The organism is Massilia brevitalea (assembly GCF_030711405.1).
Taxonomy (GTDB): domain Bacteria; phylum Pseudomonadota; class Gammaproteobacteria; order Burkholderiales; family Burkholderiaceae_D; genus Telluria; species Telluria brevitalea.
Map to the genome: position 1 here is coordinate 1 of NZ_JAULSI010000037.1, position 15,902 is coordinate 15,902.

The window sequence follows — 15,902 nt, forward strand, 5'->3', positions numbered from 1 at the left end:
GAAAGAACTTATCGTCGTGTCCGAAATTACTTGACCACTACATTGTGACCGTAATGTCTTCGGCGAAGTGAGCTCCATCTTTACGCCGGTTCCATGCCTGGCCTTGCCAGAAACCCCGCGTTCGTATTGTGTCCCACATTGTCTTGTAGAACTCTGCCCCCTGTCTTCCTGCTGAGATAGGTTCGACTCGAGACTACCGAAAAATCCTCTTGTGTCAGACCTCGACTCTTCCTCGCCTTCTGCAGTCCTGTTCCAAATTGTTTGAGCAACCCCACGAGCACCTCCGCACAAAATGCACGATGTACTCATGGCGAACACTTTAGGACTACAATCTATAGTGTTCATTTCGTGCTACAGAGGCATTCAAGTGATTACTACGGACAAAGCACATGAAGCACCCATGTTCTCAATGGGGCCAGGGATCGCGACCTGGCGTGCAGCTACGCTAAGCCTAGGTATGCTCTACGTGTTCATCAACTACGCATTTAAGGAAGGGCGCCACTGGGTCCATCAGACGACGATCCTCTGGGATCCTCGCGACGTACTACAGTTCTGCCGCACTTGCAGCGGCAACAAGTCACTTAAAATTGTTGAGATTTCGCTACTTGAGCCTTACCGCAGGGAGAGGGTCAATACCTGGCGCTGGACATCGGTGTTGAATATTCGGCTATATGTCGAAGATGATGTCGAGATACCTGTCTACTTCACTGATGCCGGTGAAGCCGTTGGCCTGACGCGAGAAGAAGCGAAGCAGAAGATGAAGTCGATTTACAGGGCTCGACCAAAACGAGAAGCAGCCTGAGCTCGTCTAGAGCGCTCGGAATTACACCTCAAGTGCGCAAGTTCCGAGAGCAAACGCTGCACGACTTGCTCCGAGTTGGCCGACAGTTTGCTGTCTCGATCGGTATCGAACTTCGTTCGACGCTACCAATCTATTCGTCTTGTTTGCTGCCGGGACGACGCGGCTGGCGAGGGACTGTAGGCGTCGAGCGCGGCGCCCGCCTGCTTGGTTTCGATGTGCTGGCGAATCGCTCGAGTTGTCCACGCAACTCGGCAACCTTTGCTCGCTCTGCAGCGAGCTGGCTCTCCAGTTCCCCGCACTGGAGTGCGGCTCTCATGGTCTGGCTAGCCGCTCGGTCTCGCTCGTCGGCAAGTAGTTCCGCCTTGGTCATATAGGCGCCGAGCTCTTGGCCTTGTCGGGCAAGCTGGAACTGAGCCCGCTGTGCCTCGGACTGGATTTCCTCAATGCGGGACGCGGACGTCCGGCGCTCGGCGTCGAGTTGCTTCTGCAGTTTAGTCGCCGCAGTTCGCTCTCTGTCCAGGTCAACTAGGGTTCTTTTCGCCAAATCGGTGTAACGCTGCTCAGCATGAAGGATTCGGTCGGTTAATTTCTCGTTCTCCGCCGCGCGCTCTCTTAACATCGAACTGAGCTGGTCGCGCAACGTTTCAATGTCCGCTCTAGCCTCGCTCAGTCTTAAGTCCGTTTCTTGCTGGGCTGCTGCTACCGCGCCAAGTTCTTCCCGCTGTTTTACGATCGTCCCCTTAGCTGATGCCATTTGATCGCGGCCGTTCTCGAGCTGGGCAGCCAGTTGAGCAATGTCATCTTCCAGACGGGCCTTTTCGGCCAGTGCAGCGTCGCGTTCTACCGTTGCGCTGTGGCGCAATACAGTGATCGACTCGTCAGCAGCCTTTTGGGCCAGCGACCAAATCTCAGCGATCAGCTGGCCGGCCGAGTGCTTTACCTGATCTGGCAAGTCGGCGTGCTGAAGGTCAACCCTCGCCCGTTTGCGCAAATCGCTCCAGAACCCTTTCAATGCTTCAGCTGGGACAGACATGTTCCCTTTCCGGACTAGCTGGTATAGGGCGTTCGTTGTTGGAGTCACGCCGTATCTGAAGAACATGACAGCACAAGCTTCCCTGTAGAGATCCGCGGTGCGAGGAAACCGATCACGCAGGCAATCGATGTCTTCTTGCATTGAGGCTGTGGTGTGAGTATTTCCGAGCATGTAGGCCACCTTTCTTTTTCCTGTAATACTACGTATAACGTAGTAAAACTGGCCCCCTGCTCCGAAAATATGACATTACTTCTATAATGTCGGATAACGCCGAGTTGCCATATCTTTCACTTCGTGTTTGGACCGGGAAAAGTGATTGCTTCTTGTCAACCAACGTCGCCATATGGCCAACATCGGCAATCCGGACACGGCCTTTCGCACGCGCTTCCTGCCGAACGACGGCGTCGGCCTGGCGCGCATGGAATTCATCGTCGCCGAGCACATCCGCGTCCACCCGATGGCGCTGGCCCACCCGGAGCGGGTCGCCGATCCCGCCGCCCGCGCCGAGATCGACCGGCGCACCCGAGGCTACGTCTCGCCAGCGGATTATTTCGTGCGCGAGCTCTCCGAAGGCGTCGGGACCATCGACGCGGCCTTCTGGCCGAAACCGGTGATCGTGCGCATGTCCGACTTCAAGACCAACGAGTACGCCAGCCTGCTCGGCGGCGCGGACTTCGAGCCGCGCGAGGACAACCCGATGATCGGCTTTCGCGGCGCCGCGCGCTACGCCCACCCGGCCTACGCCGACGGCTTCGCGCTCGAGTGCAGCGCCATGCGCCGCGTGCGGGCGGAGATGGGCCTCTCGAACCTGCGCCTGATGGTCCCCTTCTGCCGGCGCGTGCAGGAAGCGCGCGCGGTGCTGTCCGCGATGGCGGGCCAGGGACTCGAGCGCGGCAGGGACGGACTCGAGATCTACGTGATGTGCGAAATCCCGAACAACGTCATCCAGATCGACGCCTTGGCCGCCCTCTTCGACGGCTTTTCGATCGGCTCGAACGAACTGACCGAGCTGGTGCTGGGCGTGGACCGCGATTCCGAGATCGTCGCCTTCGACTTCGACGAACGCGACCCCAGCGTGCTCGAGATGCTGCGCCAGGCCATCATCGGCGCGAAACGCAATGGCCGCCACGTCGGCATCTGCGGCCAGGCGCCGTCCGATTATCCGGAAGTGGCGCGCTACCTGGTGGAACAGGGCATCGACTCGATCAGCCTGAATCCCGATTCGGTGGTGGCGACGGTACGCAACCTGGTCGAGGTCGAGCGCGGGCTCGGGTTCGCGCCGCGTACGCCAGCGGGATGATGCGCGCCCGGCCGGCACAGCCGGAGCGGGCGGGTGCCGATCGCAGGGCGAAGGGAACGCGGCACGAAGGGAACGCGGCACTTATAGCGCCCGCATGCATCTAACGCCGAACGAGCGGACGCGTTGCGAACGCGGCCGGCAACCGGGAGCACGACATGAAAAGAATCCTTGTTCCATGCGACGGCTCGGAGAGCGCACTGCGGGCCGTCCGGCATGCCGTCGCCGTGGCCGGGCCGGCGGCGGCCGAGCTCCAGCTGATCCACGTCATCGAGCCCATGACGCCGATCGCGCTGTCGGAAGCCTTCTCCGCAGCGCGGCTCGACGAGCGCTTCCCGCCCCAAGCGGCGCAGGCGCTGCAGCCCGCCATCGCGATCCTCGACCAGGCCGGCGTCGGGTACACCCTGCATTGCCGATTCGGCGAGCCCGCGCCCGAGATCGCGGCCCAGGCGCGCGAGGCCGCCTGCGACGCGATCGTCATGGGAACGCGCGGCCGGGAGCGCTGGCGAATCTCGTGATCGGTTCCGTCGCCACGCAGGTGGTGCGCCTGGCCGAGGTGCCCGTCACACTGGTCAAATAGCGCCCGAACAAGCTAGCTCGCCAGGCGCTTGCCAAGGGACTATTCCGGGGTACTGGGAAGGTGATCTACTTTCCGGCGCGAAGAATACCCATATCGCTACATTGGTCGAGCGCCGTTCTCGATATGTGGCGCTCGTGAAACTCGACGGGAAGGACACCGATAGTGTGGTGAGTGCACTGATCCGGGAAGTAAGTGCTATGCCTGAGGGATCGATGCAGACGCGCGGCCTGGTCCACGCTGACTGCATCGATCCCGTTCGGCAGCAGGATCACAATCCGGGCGCCACTGGGCAAGCCGAGGGCCGCGAGGGCCGCCGAGACACCGCCGATACGCGCTGGACGGAACGCCAGTCCTGCGCGGCCATGTCGTAGGAGAGGTAGGCCGGCGCCAGGGGGCTCTGGCGGACCCGCCACGCAAACAGTTCGTCCAGGGTCTGGACATCCTGCAGCGCTGCTGACTGGCACTCTGCGATGGCGAAGGCGGTCACGGATGTGCTCCTGCTCACGCAGCGCTCGCCAGCTCGGCCGCCTGCCCGAACACCAGTTCTTCGCCACGCACGCGCACCGGGATCGTATCCTTCGGCCCGAAGCGCCCAACCAGGATCGCCTTCGACAGCGGATTCTCGATCTGTTGCTGGATCGCGCGCTTGAGCGGGCGCGCGCCATACACCGGATCGAAGCCGGCCTCGGCGATCTTCTGCAGGGCCGCGTCGTCGATGTCGAGCTTCATTTCCATCTTTTCCAGGCGCGCTTCGAGGTTGCGCAGCTGGATCCGGGCGATGTCGCCGATGTTGCGCTCGTCCAGGGCGTGGAAGACCACGATCTCGTCGATACGGTTGATGAACTCGGGGCGGAAGTGTCCGCGCACCTCGGCCATCACGGCCAGCTTCACGACCGCCGGCTCGTCGGTGTCCATCGACTGGATCTTGTTCGAACCCAGGTTCGAGGTCATCACGATCACGGTGTTCTTGAAGTCCACCGTGCGGCCCTGGCCATCGGTCATGCGGCCATCGTCGAGCGCCTGCAGCAGCACGTTGAAGACGTCCGGGTGCGCCTTCTCGATTTCATCCAGGAGGATGACGCTGTAGGGCTTGCGCCGCACCGCCTCGGTCAGGTAACCGCCCTCCTCGTAGCCGACATAGCCCGGCGGCGCGCCGATCAGGCGGGCGACCGAATGCTTCTCCATGAATTCGCTCATGTCGATGCGGATCAGGGCTTCCTCGGTATCGAACAGGAAGGCGGCCAGGGCCTTGCACAATTCCGTCTTGCCCACGCCCGTCGGGCCCAGGAACATGAAGGAGCCGTACGGACGGTTCGGGTCCGCCAGGCCGGCGCGCGAACGGCGGATCGCGTCCGACACGGCCTCGATCGCCTCGTCCTGGCCGACCACGCGCTCATGCAGCTTCTCCTCGATGTGCAGCAGCTTGTCGCGCTCGCCCTGCATCATGCGCGAGACCGGAATGCCGGTCGCGCGCGAGACCACTTCGGCGATTTCCTCGGCGCCGACCTGGGTGCGCAGCAGCTTGGGCTTTTCCACTTCGCCGTCCTTGCCTGCGGCCGCTTCCTCGGCATGCTTCAGCTGCGCTTCGAGTTCCGGCAGGCGGCCATACTGCAGTTCCGAGACCTTCTGCCAGTTCGACTGGCGCTTGGCTTCCTCCATCTGGTGGCGGATGCGCTCGATCTCTTCCTTGATGTGGGTGGTGCCCTGCACCGCCGCCTTTTCCGCCTTGAGGATCTCCTCGTAATCGTTGTACTCGCGCTCGAGGCGCGCGATCTCGTCGCCGATCAGCTCCAGGCGGCGCAGCGAGGCCTCGTCGGTTTCCTTCTTCACGGCTTCGCGCTCGATCTTCAGCTGGATCAGGCGGCGCTCGAGCCTGTCCATCACTTCCGGCTTGGAGTCGATCTCGATCTTGATCTTCGAAGCGGCTTCGTCGATCAGGTCGATCGCCTTGTCGGGCAGGAAGCGGTCGCTGATGTAGCGGTGCGAGAGCTCGGCCGCGGTGATGATCGCGGGGTCGGTGATCTCGACCTTGTGGTGCAGCTCGTATTTTTCCTGCAGCCCGCGCAGGATGGCGATGGTCGCCTCCACGCTCGGCTCGTCGACCATGATCTTCTGGAAGCGGCGCTCGAGCGCGGCGTCCTTCTCGACGTACTTGCGGTATTCGTCGAGCGTGGTGGCGCCGACGCAGTGCAATTCGCCCCTCGCCAGGGCCGGCTTCAGCATGTTGCCGGCGTCCATCGCGCCTTCGGCCTTGCCGGCGCCGACCATGGTGTGGATCTCGTCGATGAAGACGATGGTCTGGCCCTCGTCCTGGGCCAGCTCCTTCAGCACAGCCTTCAGGCGTTCCTCGAATTCGCCGCGGTACTTGGCGCCGGCCAGCAGCGCCGCCATGTCGAGCGAGAGCACGCGCTTGCCCTTGAGGGAATCGGGCACTTCGCCGTTCACGATGCGCTGGGCCAGGCCCTCGACGATCGCGGTCTTGCCGACGCCCGGCTCGCCGATCAGCACCGGGTTGTTCTTGGTGCGGCGCTGCAGCACCTGGATCGCGCGGCGGATCTCGTCGTCGCGGCCGATCACGGGGTCGAGCTTGCCCATCCGGGCGCGCTCGGTCAGGTCCAGCGTGTATTTTTTCAGCGCTTCGCGCTGGCCTTCGGCGTCCTGCGAATTCACGGATTCGCCGCCGCGCACGGCGGAAATCGCGGCCTCGAGCGACTTGCGCCCCAGGCCGTGTTCGCGCGCCAGGCGGCCGGCCTCGGACTTGTCTTCGGCCAGCGCCAGCAGCACCATCTCGCTCGACAGGAACTGGTCGCCGCGCTTTTGCGATTCGCGGTCGGCCAGGTTCAGCAAGGCGACCAGGTCGCGTCCGGGCAGCACCTCGCCGCCGGTGCCGGAGACCTTGGGCGAGCGCTCGATCGCGCTCTTCAAGGCATTGCTCAGCCCCCCGACGTTCACGCCGGCGCGCTGGAGGAGCGAACGCGCGCCGCCGTCGTCCTGGTTCAACAGGGCGGTGAGCAGGTGGACCGCTTCGATGTATTGGTTATCGTTGCCGACCGCCAGGCTCTGGGCATCCGCCAGCGCTTCCTGGAGCTTGGTCGTCAATTTATCTTGCCGCATGGTCTACTCCACGATAAAGAAGGTATTCGGTGATGCATCCATCCCATGGCGTCCACGCTAAGCTTCCTCGACCATGATGTCACGAGGGTTGCTTGATCCACATCAAAATACTCATNATCTTGCCGCATGGTCTACTCCACGATAAAGAAGGTATTCGGTGATGCATCCATCCCATGGCGTCCACGCTAAGCTTCCTCGACCATGATGTCACGAGGGTTGCTTGATCCACATCAAAATACTCATCCAAAAAATTGTTCTTCGCTCGCGCCATGCATGATGTAGCGCCTCGCGGCACTGAAGCTACTCAATTTGATCTGAGTCAATGACTCGTCTGCAGGAGAAAACGTATCGTTGCGGCGTTACCAATGTTTCCCATCACGGACCCGCGCCAGCGTCTCGACTTCATGCATATCCAGCTTCACGGCCGCCGCGCCGCCCTCGCCAGCTGCAGGACTGCCACCCTCCTGTCTTTCGTCGTCCTCCTGGCATGCGCAGGCAGCAGCACGGCTTCATCCGGGACCCTGGCCACACCCAGTCCGATGACAGCGGTCGACATGCGCCCCACCGTCGATGCGAGGGAGCTGGTCCCGCGGCTGTACGGCGGGCAGAGCACCCTCCTCTGGCTCGCCGAAGGTCCGGAGCGCGCACGCCTGGCCCTGCGCCTGCTGCGCAAGGCTCCCGAGCACGGCCTCGACCCGGGCCGCTACGGGGTGGACAGCCTCGAGCGTCGCCTGGAGAACCTGCACGACCTTGCCCTGGCGGAGGAATTCGACCGCGCGCTCAGCACGGCAATGCTGCAGTACCTCGCCGACATCCACTTCGGCCGGGTCGCCTCCGCTTACCGGCAGCCCGCGGGCGCCGACAGCCGCTTCGATCCTGTGGCGCAGCTACGCCAGGCGCTGGACGAAGGCGGCCTCGAAGAGGCGGTCGAGGCCGCGGCGCCGGCCATTCCCCTATACGGCAGGGTCAAGTCTGTACTGGCCCACTACCGGGCTCTGGCGCGCGCAGCTCAGGCCTGGGCCGCGTTGCCGTCTCCGGGCCGTAACCCCGTCCGGCCCGGTGAACCCTACGATGGCGCAGCCCTGCTGCGGGAACGCCTGCGCCTGCTGGGCGACCTCGGCGCCGACGAGCCGGAGGCCGACGACGGCATCTATACCCCCGCCCTCTCGTCGGCGGTCCGGCGCTTCCAGGCGCGCCATGGCCTGCTCGAGGACGGCCTGCTCGGTTCGGGAACCCTTGCGGCCCTGTCGGTACCCGTCAGCCGGCGCGTGGCGCAACTCGCGCTCACGCTGGAACGCCTGCGCTGGGTGCCGCCGCCGTCCAGCGGCCGCGTCGTCGCGGTGAACGTGCCCACCTACCGGCTGTGGGCCTTCGACGCCCGCGACAATTTTTCCACCCCTGCGCTGGAGATGCGGGTCATCGTCGGCACGGCAGCCAGGACCCAGACGCCGCTGTTCATCGGCCGGATGCGCTATCTCGAATTCAATCCCTATTGGAACGTCCCGCCCAGCATCCAGGCAGGGGAAATCGTCCCGAAGCTCGCGCGCAACCCTGCTTACCTGCAGCAGAACGACATGGAAGTGGTCGGCGCGGATGGGCGCGTGCTCGATCTCGCGCCCAGCGCGGCGCTGGCTGCCCTCCGTAGTGGAGGGGCCAGGGTCAGGCAGCGCCCCGGCGCCCGTAACGTGCTCGGCGAAGTCAAGTTTGCCATGCCCAACCCGATGAATATCTATCTCCATTCGACCTCCTCGAAGGAGCTGTTCAAGCGCAGCCGCCGCGACCTGAGCCATGGTTGCATCCGCGTCGAGCAACCGGCCGAGCTGGCGCAGTTCGTGCTCGACGATCCACAGCGCTGGGGCGCGGCGAGCGTCGCTGCGGCCATGTCGGACGGGAAAAACCGTACCGTCAGCCTGCGCCAGCCGGTACCGGTGGTGCTGTTCTACGCCACCGCGCTGGCCGACCACCACGGCCGCGCGCTGTTCGCCCAGGACATCTACGGTCGCGACCAGGCCCTGATCGCTCGCCTGGGCCTGCAGTAGACAGCCGGCCCCTGGTTCACGCTGCGCCGGCCGCGAGCAGTTCACCCGCCGCTGAGCAGATCGCCTCGGCCATGTCGATCACGCCGCTGGGATGGGCGACGGTGTTGGTCCCGATGATTTTCTCGACCCCGGCGCCCAGCAGCGCCTGGTAGGCGTCCCCTGCGAACAGCGGATGCACGACGACGCACACGGGCGTACCCATCCCGGCATCGCGGATACGGGCCACTGCCGCAACCAGGGTCCTGCCGGTGGAAGCAATATCGTCGACCAGCACAGGGGTGCAGACCCGCCACGGTCCCATCTGGGGAACCGACACCGTCACCTCGCGGTCGCCGTGCCTGTCCTTGCGCAGGGTGATCCAGGGGCAGCCGATGACGGCGGCGACCTCGGCGACCCATTGCGCGCTCTCCTCGTCCGGGCCGACCAGCACCGGCCGCGGCACGCGGGCACCGATCCAGCGGGCCAGTTCGGGCGCGGCAGGCACGACGCGGGCGGGAATGCTGTAGACCTGGTCCAGGCTGGCGATCCGGTGCAGGTGCGGATCGACGGTCACCAGCCAATCCACGGCGGAGGACAAGAGGCGTGCGAAGTGCTTCGCCGTGACGCCTTCGCCCGGATGGAAGCGCGCATCCTGGCGCATGTAGGCCAGGTAAGGCGCGACCAGGCCGACCCGTGCCGCGCCCAGTTCACGCGCCACCCAAGCTGCAAGGTAGAGCCGGACCACCTTGTCGTCCGGCCGGTCGAGGCTGCACACCAGGACGACCTCTCGCCCGCCGACCTCCGACAGGAAGCGCACGTGGCTCTCACCGTCGGGGAAAGAGCGCAATTCCCAACGGCCCGCCTCGAAGCCGCCGGCGCGGCAGAGTGCCGCCGCCATCGCTTCGTTGCCCGGCAGCGCGAACAGTAGCGGCTTCATGCTTCCTCCCCGATGGCCACGATGTCCTCGTGCATGCGGACATACTCCATCGCGCGCGCCAGCGCTCCGGGAGACGCCGCGTGGACGGTCAGCAGCGGCTGTCCACGGCTGACCGTGGTGCCGAGCGGCGCCTGGAACAGGACGCCGGCTGCGGCTTCCAGCGGCGCGCCCGCCAGCTTGGCGATACGGGCCAGGCGGCGGTTGTCGATAGCGACGACCCGGCCGGCGCGCGCCGCGCACAGCTCCTGGCGGAAGGCCGCCACCGGAGGCGTGCGCAGCCCGCCCTGGGCCTCGCAGATCGCTTCGAACTTGCGGCATGCCGCGCCGCTGTCGAGCACGTCCCTTGCCATCGCCAGGCCGGCGCCCGGCGCGGCTTTCCCGCCCAGTTCCAGTACCTGGCCCGCCAGCATCAGCGCACGTGCGCGCAGGTCAGCCGGCGCATCCGGAGCCCGGCGCAGGACCGCGAGTGCATCACGCGCTTCCAGTGCCGGTCCGATACCGCTGCCGACCGGCTGGCGGCCGTCGGTTTCGACGGTCCTGACGGTAAGCCCGAACATCGGGGCGACGCTGTGGAACAGTCGGGCCAGCGCGGCGGCCGCGCCCGGCGTGCGCACTTTGGCGCTCGGCCCGACCGGGATGTCGATCAGCACGTGGCTGGAGCCGGCCGCGATCTTCTTGGAAAGCACGGACGACACCAGCGAGGCTTCGCCGTCGAAATCGAGCGGACGCGCGACGCGGATCAGGATGTCGTCGGCGGGACTGAGCCTGACGGCCCCTCCCCACACGATGCAGCCCCCCTCCCGCTCCACCACGCGCCGCATCTGCGCAATGCCGAGCGTGACCGGCGCCAACGTCTCCATGGCGTCGGCGGTGCCGGCCGGCGAGGTAATCGCGCGCGACGAGGTCTTCGGGATCAACAGGCCGCAGGCGGCCACGATCGGAACCACCACCAGCGTGGTACGGTTGCCGGGCAGGCCGCCCACGCAGTGCTTGTCGGCGACCGGCGTGCGCGGCCAGGCCAGGCGGCTGCCCGCCTGCACCATTCCCTCCGTGAGGGCTGCCACTTCGTCCACGTTCAGGCGCTGGCCGGCGCAGGCGGTGATGAAACTGGCGATCTCGATGTCGGCGTACAGCCCGCGGGCGATCTCCCCGACGATGGCGCTGGCGTCCTCGCGGTCGAGTGCCTGTCCGTAGATCTTCGAGCGCACCAGCGCGAACGAGCGCGCCGGCGGCGCTGCGGCGATGTGCACCGATGCCCCTTCGGGGGCGCCAAGCCGCGCCCAGGCGGCTTCCGACAGGGCCGCTTCGCCAGCGCGCAGCAGGCCCGGCGTCACGACGTTCACCTGAGCGATCACCGAGCTTTCGCCGGCCACGACTTCGGCCTTGCTGCCGGTGACGAAGCCGTGCACCGTGCAGGCCGCGCTGTCGGAGGCGACGTACAGCAGCGCGGTATGGCCGCTGTCGATTCCCATCCGGCGCAGCGCCGCACCGAAAGCACCGGGCCGGTCCGGCATGGCGGGCGCCTGTGGCGCTCCGGCGGCGTTGCCGGCGCTCACAGGCGCAGCTCCTGCAGGTGTTCAGGCACCAGGCAATCCCACTTCAGTTCGTGCTTGATCCTGCTGCGCAAGGCTTCCGACGCGGCGGGTTCTCCGTGGGTGACGAAGGTGCGCCGGGGCGCCTTGCCGAGCGCGCCGAGCCAGGCCATGATGTCGTCACTGTCGGCATGCGCCGACAGGTTGTCGACGCATGCGACCTGCGCGCGGATGCGCACGGGCTGCCCGTGGATGCGCACCGTGTCGGCCCCGCCCACCAGCGCCGCGCCGCGCGTGCCACCGGCCTGGTAGCCGGCAAACAGGATGGTATTGCGGTGATCGTCCGCAAAAGCCTTGATGTGGTGCAGCACACGCCCTCCGGTCGCCATGCCGCTGGCGGAGATGATCACCTTGGGGCTCTGCCTGCGGTCCAGCTCCTTCGATTCCTCGACCGTATTGATGATGGTGGCGGCATGGCACATCGCCTCGCATTGCTCGCCGCTTAGGCGGTGATCCTGGCGGTGCTTGCGATAGATCGCGGTAGCGTCCCTGGCCATCGGACTGTCGAGGAAGACCGGCAGGTACGCCGGGATCGCCCCGGACTGCTTGAGCTGGTGCATGGCGTACAGCAGGTTCTGCGCCCGGCCGACCGCGAAGGCCGGGATCACCACGACGCCGCCGCGCGCGGCCGTGTCGCGAATCACCGCGCCGAGTTCCAGCAGCGGGTCGCTGCGCTCGTGCAGGCGGTCGCCGTAGGTGGACTCGACCACCACGTAGTCGCTCGCTTCGAGCGGCGCCGGCGCCACCATGACGGGATCGTCCGAGCGGCCCAGGTCGCCCGAAAAAGTAATGCGTCGACTGCCGTCGTCGATTGCCACGATGGCGGCGCCCAGGATGTGCCCGGCGCGACTGAACTTCGCACCCAGGCCCGGCGCGACCGGCACATGCGTATCGAAGGGAACCGGGGCGAACTGCCGCAGGCAGGCGCGCGCGTCCTCTTCCGTATACAGCGGCAGGGCCGGGCTGTGCTGGCTGTAACCGTGGCGGTTGGCGAAGGCGGCGTCTTCTTCCTGCAGGTGCCCGCTGTCGGGCAGCAGGATCCGGCACAGGTCGGCGGTCGCTTCGGTGCACAGTATCCTGCCGCGGAAGCCTTCCTTGACCAGCAGGGGCAGGTAACCGCTGTGGTCGAGGTGGGCATGAGTCAAAACCACGGCGTCCAGCTGTGCCGGATCGAACGGCAGGGGGGCCCAGTTACGCAGGCGCAGCTGTTTGTATCCCTGGAATAGCCCGCAATCGAGGAGGATGGAGGCATGCTCGCTGGCGAGCAGGTATTTCGACCCGGTGACGGTTCCTGTACCGCCGAGAAATTGAATCCGCATATGAAGCCTTTATGTTGTCCGGGCGCAAAGACGAGCCCGATGCATCCATCTTATTGGCGGAGCAACTCTCGAAGCATTGATCTATATCAAATCGTTACGACCGAGCTGTACTGGACAAACTGCCCCGCCGCAGCGAAGCGGCAGGACAGTGTCGCGGTTTGATTCAGCGGATTGGCGCAGCCGCAGCCACCAGCGCCTGCACCAGGGGACCGGCCTGCGGGTTGCCGGTCTTGCCATCGATGACATCGCTTGCCGACAGCGAGCGCTGGTAATAGGCATTCGTCATTGCCTGGTTGTAGCGGATGTCGTTGAATTCCAGCGTGGCGACGTCGCCGAACAGACCCTTGGTGTCGCTCCATGCAAGCACGTCGCCGGTGCCGGCCGATCCTTGCACCATCTTGTTCCAGTTGACCACGGTCAGGCCAGCCTTGGCATTGATGGAGAAATTATTCTTTTTCAGAAACTCGCTGACGGCCTTGTCGTTGTTCAGGATGAGCGCCATGGCCCCGCCCGCCGCCCCGGCCTGCAGCCCGACGCTCAACCCTCCGGTCTTGTAGAACACCGGATCGCTCCAGCCGCCTTCGGCGCGGCGTACCAGCAGGATGCCGGTCCCGCCCGCCGCACCCACGCCGAGCGCCGCACGCCCGTAGGAAGGGACGATGAAGATGCCTTTCGCATTGCCGAGCACGGCGTGAAGGCGCCCCTCGGCCTCGATCTTGCCGACCACGGCGATCGCGTCGGTCACGTGCTGGCTTGCGGCGGCGCCCTGTTTGACCGCAGCTGACGTGGTATCGGCTTTTGCCGGTGCACCTGCCGCGGCGACCGCGCCGGCGGCGCCGGCGCAGATTGCGACTACGGCCATTTGAATCAGTTTCTTGTGCATGGTTTTCATGATGTCTTCTTTCATGGTGAGTAAAAGTTGTGTTGTTGTGAGTAATGCTGGCTGGAAGCGTCCCTGGCTCAATCGCTGACGGTGACGACCACCTTGAGCGCCCCGGTGTCGGCCGCGGCGGCGAAGGTGCGGTAGGCCTCGTCGATCCGCTCCAGGGGGAAGCGGTGCGTAATGAATCGTTCGGCATCGATCTTGTTGGATACGACCGCTTGCATCAGCTGAGGCACGGTCCCGGTATCCACGAGGCGCGTCGTGATCGTGATGTTGTGCGACCACAGGCGCTGGAGGTGCAGGTCCACCTTGTTCCCGTGGACACCGACATTGGCGATCACGCCGCCCGGTCCGACCAGCTCCTGGCATAGTTCGAAGCTGGCCGGCAGCCCGACCGCCTCGATGACGGTATCGGCGCCCCGCCCCGCGGTGAGCGCCATGACGCGCGCCGCTACGTCCCGTCCAGGCTTCAGCACATGGGTGGCGCCGAAGCGCAGCGCCAGCTCCAGCCGCCTGGCGTCGGGGTCGATCATCACCAGCGTCGCCGGACTGTAGAACTGCGCCGTCATCAGGGCTGCCAGGCCGATCGGGCCGGACCCGACGATGGCGACGCTGCCGCCCGGGCGCACCTTGCCGTTCAGGACCCCGCATTCGAAGCCGGTCGGCAGGATATCGCTGAGCATGACCAGTGCCTCCTCGTCGGCGCCGTCCGGGATATGGTGCAGGCTGAAATCCGCATGGGGAATGCGCACGTACTCGGCCTGGGTGCCGTCGATGCGATTGCCGAGGATCCAGCCGCCATCCAGGCAGTGCGAATACATTCCTTTGCGGCAGTAGTCGCAGCGCCCGCAGGAGGTGATGCAGGAAATCAGGACCCGCTCGCCCGGGCGGAATCCGCTCACTGCGGCGCCGACCGAATCGATGACCCCGACACCTTCGTGGCCGAGAATCGTGCCCGGTTCGCAGCTCGGCACGTCGCCTTTCAGGATGTGCAGGTCGGTGCCGCAGATCGTGGTGCGGGTCAGGCGCACGATGGCGTCTCCCGGATGGCGAATCGCCGGTTTGCTGCGTTCTTCCAGCGCACGCTGGCCGGGGCCGCGGTACACCAGTGCTTTCATTGTGTTCTCCTAGACATGAGTTCGAATTCGAGGCTGCCCCAGCGAGGGCCCGGGATCGCCGGCGCGGCGTAGCCAACCGACTGCGTCAGCACCACCGCCTGGTGCGACGCCAGGCCGAGGATGGCGGCCAGCGTTGGCCGGTCCAGCCCTCCGTGCGCCGCAGTCGCCAGTCCCCTGGCCGCACAGCCGCGCGAAACGTTCTCGAACAAGGTCGCGGTGCGCAGGGCGGCCAGCGCGGCCGCATCGCGCTCGGGAAGGCGCCCCCCGTGCGTTGCGCTGCGCACGTAGATGAGATTGATGGGTGCGCACCGGCCCTGCCCCGGGCAAACAAGCAGCGGGCGGACATCGCGGGCGTTCAGTGCTTCCAGGTCCAGGCTGGTGGGATGGAAGCGGTAGATGCCGGACGCCAGCGCCACGTACACGTCGACGGCGCCGTCAGCGGCCGCCGGATCCCCGCGAATCCCCCATGCGCTGCTGCCGGCAGCCTGCCACAGCAGTTCCGACAGGGTCAGCAGCGGCGGCTCGCACGCCTGGAACGCGCAAGGTGCGGCGAAGCGGCGCACGGTGTCGAGCAGCGCCGCGACGCCGAGCCGGGTCCGGGTATCGAGACCCGACCCTTCGCCCGCCAGCCGGTCCCAGTCGATCCCGCGATCCCACGGTTGCCGTGCAGTAGTATCCATGGCCTGCCGTCCTTGTTCGCCCGGGCCGGATCAGGCGATCGCCAGGCGGCGCCCACCCGCGTCGGCCTTCTTCGGCAGCACGAGCTTGAGCACGCCATTGTCGTATTTCGCTTCGGCCTTGCCCTCGTCGACCGGGACCTGCAGCACGAAGCTGCGGTACTGCTTGCCCCAACGGCGCTCGCTGCGCACGCTGGTGCCCTGCTTCTCTTCGTGCTCGACCTTGCGCTCGGCCGTAATGGCGACCCGGTTGCCGTCGATGTCGACCTTGATGTCTTCCTTGCGTACGCCGGGAATCTCGGCGCTCACGGTATAGGCCTGTTCGGTCTCGTCGACATCGAGACGGAACGCCGCCGCTTCCTGGCGCAGCAGCGCGGGATGGCGCAACTCGCGGAACAGGTCCTCGAAGCCGCGCAGCGGGTCGAAGGAAATCAGGTCGGCGAAGGGTTCGAAATGGGTGAGGTGCTTGGACATGATGTTCTCCTGGTCTGGTGCCGATGCATGGTTGGTGAACGGGCGGCCGCCATCGGCA

Annotated in this window: 14 protein-coding genes and 1 pseudogene; 5 read left to right on the plus strand and 10 right to left on the minus strand. The window is 65.6% G+C overall.

The genetic code is table 11. The annotated features are described in order from the left end of the window. Nucleotides 1-367: 367 nt before the first annotated feature. Complete coding sequence (locus tag QWL29_RS20390) at nt 368-802, plus strand: hypothetical protein (protein WP_305824709.1); 435 nt, start codon at nt 368-370, stop codon at nt 800-802. 130 nt (nt 803-932) lie between these two features. Here the strand turns inward: QWL29_RS20390 and QWL29_RS20395 are convergent, their stop codons facing one another. Further along, a complete protein-coding gene (locus tag QWL29_RS20395) occupies nt 933-2,006 on the minus strand; it encodes a DNA-binding protein (RefSeq protein ID WP_305824758.1) in 1,074 nt (357 codons plus the stop codon). Nucleotides 2,007-2,178: 172 nt separating this feature from the next. Here QWL29_RS20395 and QWL29_RS20400 point away from each other — a divergent pair, with 172 nt between their 5' ends. From QWL29_RS20400 to QWL29_RS26955, 3 genes and pseudogenes are all read left to right on the plus strand, one after another. Further along, nucleotides 2,179-3,135 carry a putative PEP-binding protein gene (locus tag QWL29_RS20400; RefSeq protein WP_305824710.1) on the plus strand — a complete coding sequence of 319 codons (957 nt, stop codon included), beginning with the start codon at nt 2,179-2,181 and terminating at the stop codon, nt 3,133-3,135. A gap of 155 nt (nt 3,136-3,290) precedes the next feature. Continuing rightward, complete coding sequence (locus QWL29_RS20405) at nt 3,291-3,650, plus strand: universal stress protein (RefSeq protein WP_305824711.1); 360 nt, start codon at nt 3,291-3,293, stop codon at nt 3,648-3,650. Between the two features lie 103 nt (nt 3,651-3,753). After that, nucleotides 3,754-3,918: pseudogene (locus tag QWL29_RS26955) on the plus strand (IS30 family transposase); the annotation flags it as partial. Nucleotides 3,919-3,980: 62 nt separating this feature from the next. On the opposite strand, the gene QWL29_RS20415 reads toward QWL29_RS26955, so the two are convergent. Both QWL29_RS20415 and clpB read right to left on the minus strand, forming a co-directional pair. Continuing rightward, entirely contained in the window at nt 3,981-4,199 is a 219-nt protein-coding gene (locus tag QWL29_RS20415; protein WP_305824712.1) for a hypothetical protein, read from the minus strand. A 14-nt stretch (nt 4,200-4,213) separates the two neighbouring features. Beyond that, the gene (gene clpB, locus QWL29_RS20420) at nt 4,214-6,826 is read right to left on the minus strand and encodes an ATP-dependent chaperone ClpB (protein WP_305824713.1); all 2,613 of its coding nucleotides are present in this window, start codon (nt 6,824-6,826) and stop codon (nt 4,214-4,216) included. A 365-nt stretch (nt 6,827-7,191) separates the two neighbouring features. Here clpB and QWL29_RS20425 point away from each other — a divergent pair, with 365 nt between their 5' ends. After that, complete coding sequence (locus QWL29_RS20425) at nt 7,192-8,865, plus strand: L,D-transpeptidase family protein (RefSeq protein ID WP_305824714.1); 1,674 nt, start codon at nt 7,192-7,194, stop codon at nt 8,863-8,865. Nucleotides 8,866-8,881: 16 nt separating this feature from the next. Here QWL29_RS20425 and QWL29_RS20430 read toward each other — a convergent pair whose 3' ends face one another. From QWL29_RS20430 to QWL29_RS20460, 7 genes are all read right to left on the minus strand, one after another. Further along, nucleotides 8,882-9,781, minus strand: coding sequence for a ribose-phosphate pyrophosphokinase (locus QWL29_RS20430; protein WP_305824715.1), 900 nt, complete (start codon nt 9,779-9,781; stop codon nt 8,882-8,884). After that, nucleotides 9,778-11,337 (minus strand): thymidine phosphorylase family protein, encoded by a 1,560-nt coding sequence (locus QWL29_RS20435; protein WP_305824716.1) that lies wholly within the window; start codon nt 11,335-11,337, stop codon nt 9,778-9,780. Before QWL29_RS20435 ends, QWL29_RS20430 begins: the two co-directional genes overlap by 4 nt. Then, nucleotides 11,334-12,692 carry an MBL fold metallo-hydrolase RNA specificity domain-containing protein gene (locus QWL29_RS20440; protein ID WP_305824717.1) on the minus strand — a complete coding sequence of 453 codons (1,359 nt, stop codon included), beginning with the start codon at nt 12,690-12,692 and terminating at the stop codon, nt 11,334-11,336. The genes QWL29_RS20435 and QWL29_RS20440 overlap by 4 nt, the downstream gene beginning before the upstream one ends. Before the next feature lie 163 nt (nt 12,693-12,855). After that, the gene (locus QWL29_RS20445; RefSeq protein WP_305824718.1) at nt 12,856-13,584 is read right to left on the minus strand and encodes a lipid-binding SYLF domain-containing protein; all 729 of its coding nucleotides are present in this window, start codon (nt 13,582-13,584) and stop codon (nt 12,856-12,858) included. Between the two features lie 68 nt (nt 13,585-13,652). After that, nucleotides 13,653-14,693 carry a zinc-dependent alcohol dehydrogenase family protein gene (locus QWL29_RS20450; protein WP_305824719.1) on the minus strand — a complete coding sequence of 347 codons (1,041 nt, stop codon included), beginning with the start codon at nt 14,691-14,693 and terminating at the stop codon, nt 13,653-13,655. Next, nucleotides 14,690-15,373: a nitroreductase family protein gene (locus QWL29_RS20455; protein ID WP_305824720.1), complete on the minus strand. Its 684-nt coding sequence runs from the start codon at nt 15,371-15,373 to the stop codon at nt 14,690-14,692. The genes QWL29_RS20450 and QWL29_RS20455 overlap by 4 nt, the downstream gene beginning before the upstream one ends. 30 nt (nt 15,374-15,403) lie before the next feature. Then, the gene (locus QWL29_RS20460; RefSeq protein ID WP_305824721.1) at nt 15,404-15,844 is read right to left on the minus strand and encodes an Hsp20/alpha crystallin family protein; all 441 of its coding nucleotides are present in this window, start codon (nt 15,842-15,844) and stop codon (nt 15,404-15,406) included. Nucleotides 15,845-15,902 lie beyond the last annotated feature (58 nt).

Excerpts from the sequence above, each read along its gene's own strand:
- QWL29_RS20395 (WP_305824758.1), bottom strand. The coding sequence starts at position 2,006 with ATGCTCGGAAATACTCACACCACAGCCTCAATGCAAGAAGACATCGAT.
- QWL29_RS20400 (WP_305824710.1), top strand. The coding sequence starts at position 2,179 with ATGGCCAACATCGGCAATCCGGACACGGCCTTTCGCACGCGCTTCCTG.
- QWL29_RS20405 (WP_305824711.1), top strand. The coding sequence starts at position 3,291 with ATGAAAAGAATCCTTGTTCCATGCGACGGCTCGGAGAGCGCACTGCGG.
- clpB (WP_305824713.1), bottom strand. The coding sequence starts at position 6,826 with ATGCGGCAAGATAAATTGACGACCAAGCTCCAGGAAGCGCTGGCGGAT.
- QWL29_RS20425 (WP_305824714.1), top strand. The coding sequence starts at position 7,192 with ATGTTTCCCATCACGGACCCGCGCCAGCGTCTCGACTTCATGCATATC.
- QWL29_RS20430 (WP_305824715.1), bottom strand. The coding sequence starts at position 9,781 with ATGAAGCCGCTACTGTTCGCGCTGCCGGGCAACGAAGCGATGGCGGCG.
- QWL29_RS20440 (WP_305824717.1), bottom strand. The coding sequence starts at position 12,692 with ATGCGGATTCAATTTCTCGGCGGTACAGGAACCGTCACCGGGTCGAAA.
- QWL29_RS20445 (WP_305824718.1), bottom strand. The coding sequence starts at position 13,584 with ATGAAAACCATGCACAAGAAACTGATTCAAATGGCCGTAGTCGCAATC.
- QWL29_RS20450 (WP_305824719.1), bottom strand. The coding sequence starts at position 14,693 with ATGAAAGCACTGGTGTACCGCGGCCCCGGCCAGCGTGCGCTGGAAGAA.
- QWL29_RS20455 (WP_305824720.1), bottom strand. The coding sequence starts at position 15,373 with ATGGATACTACTGCACGGCAACCGTGGGATCGCGGGATCGACTGGGAC.
- QWL29_RS20460 (WP_305824721.1), bottom strand. The coding sequence starts at position 15,844 with ATGTCCAAGCACCTCACCCATTTCGAACCCTTCGCCGACCTGATTTCC.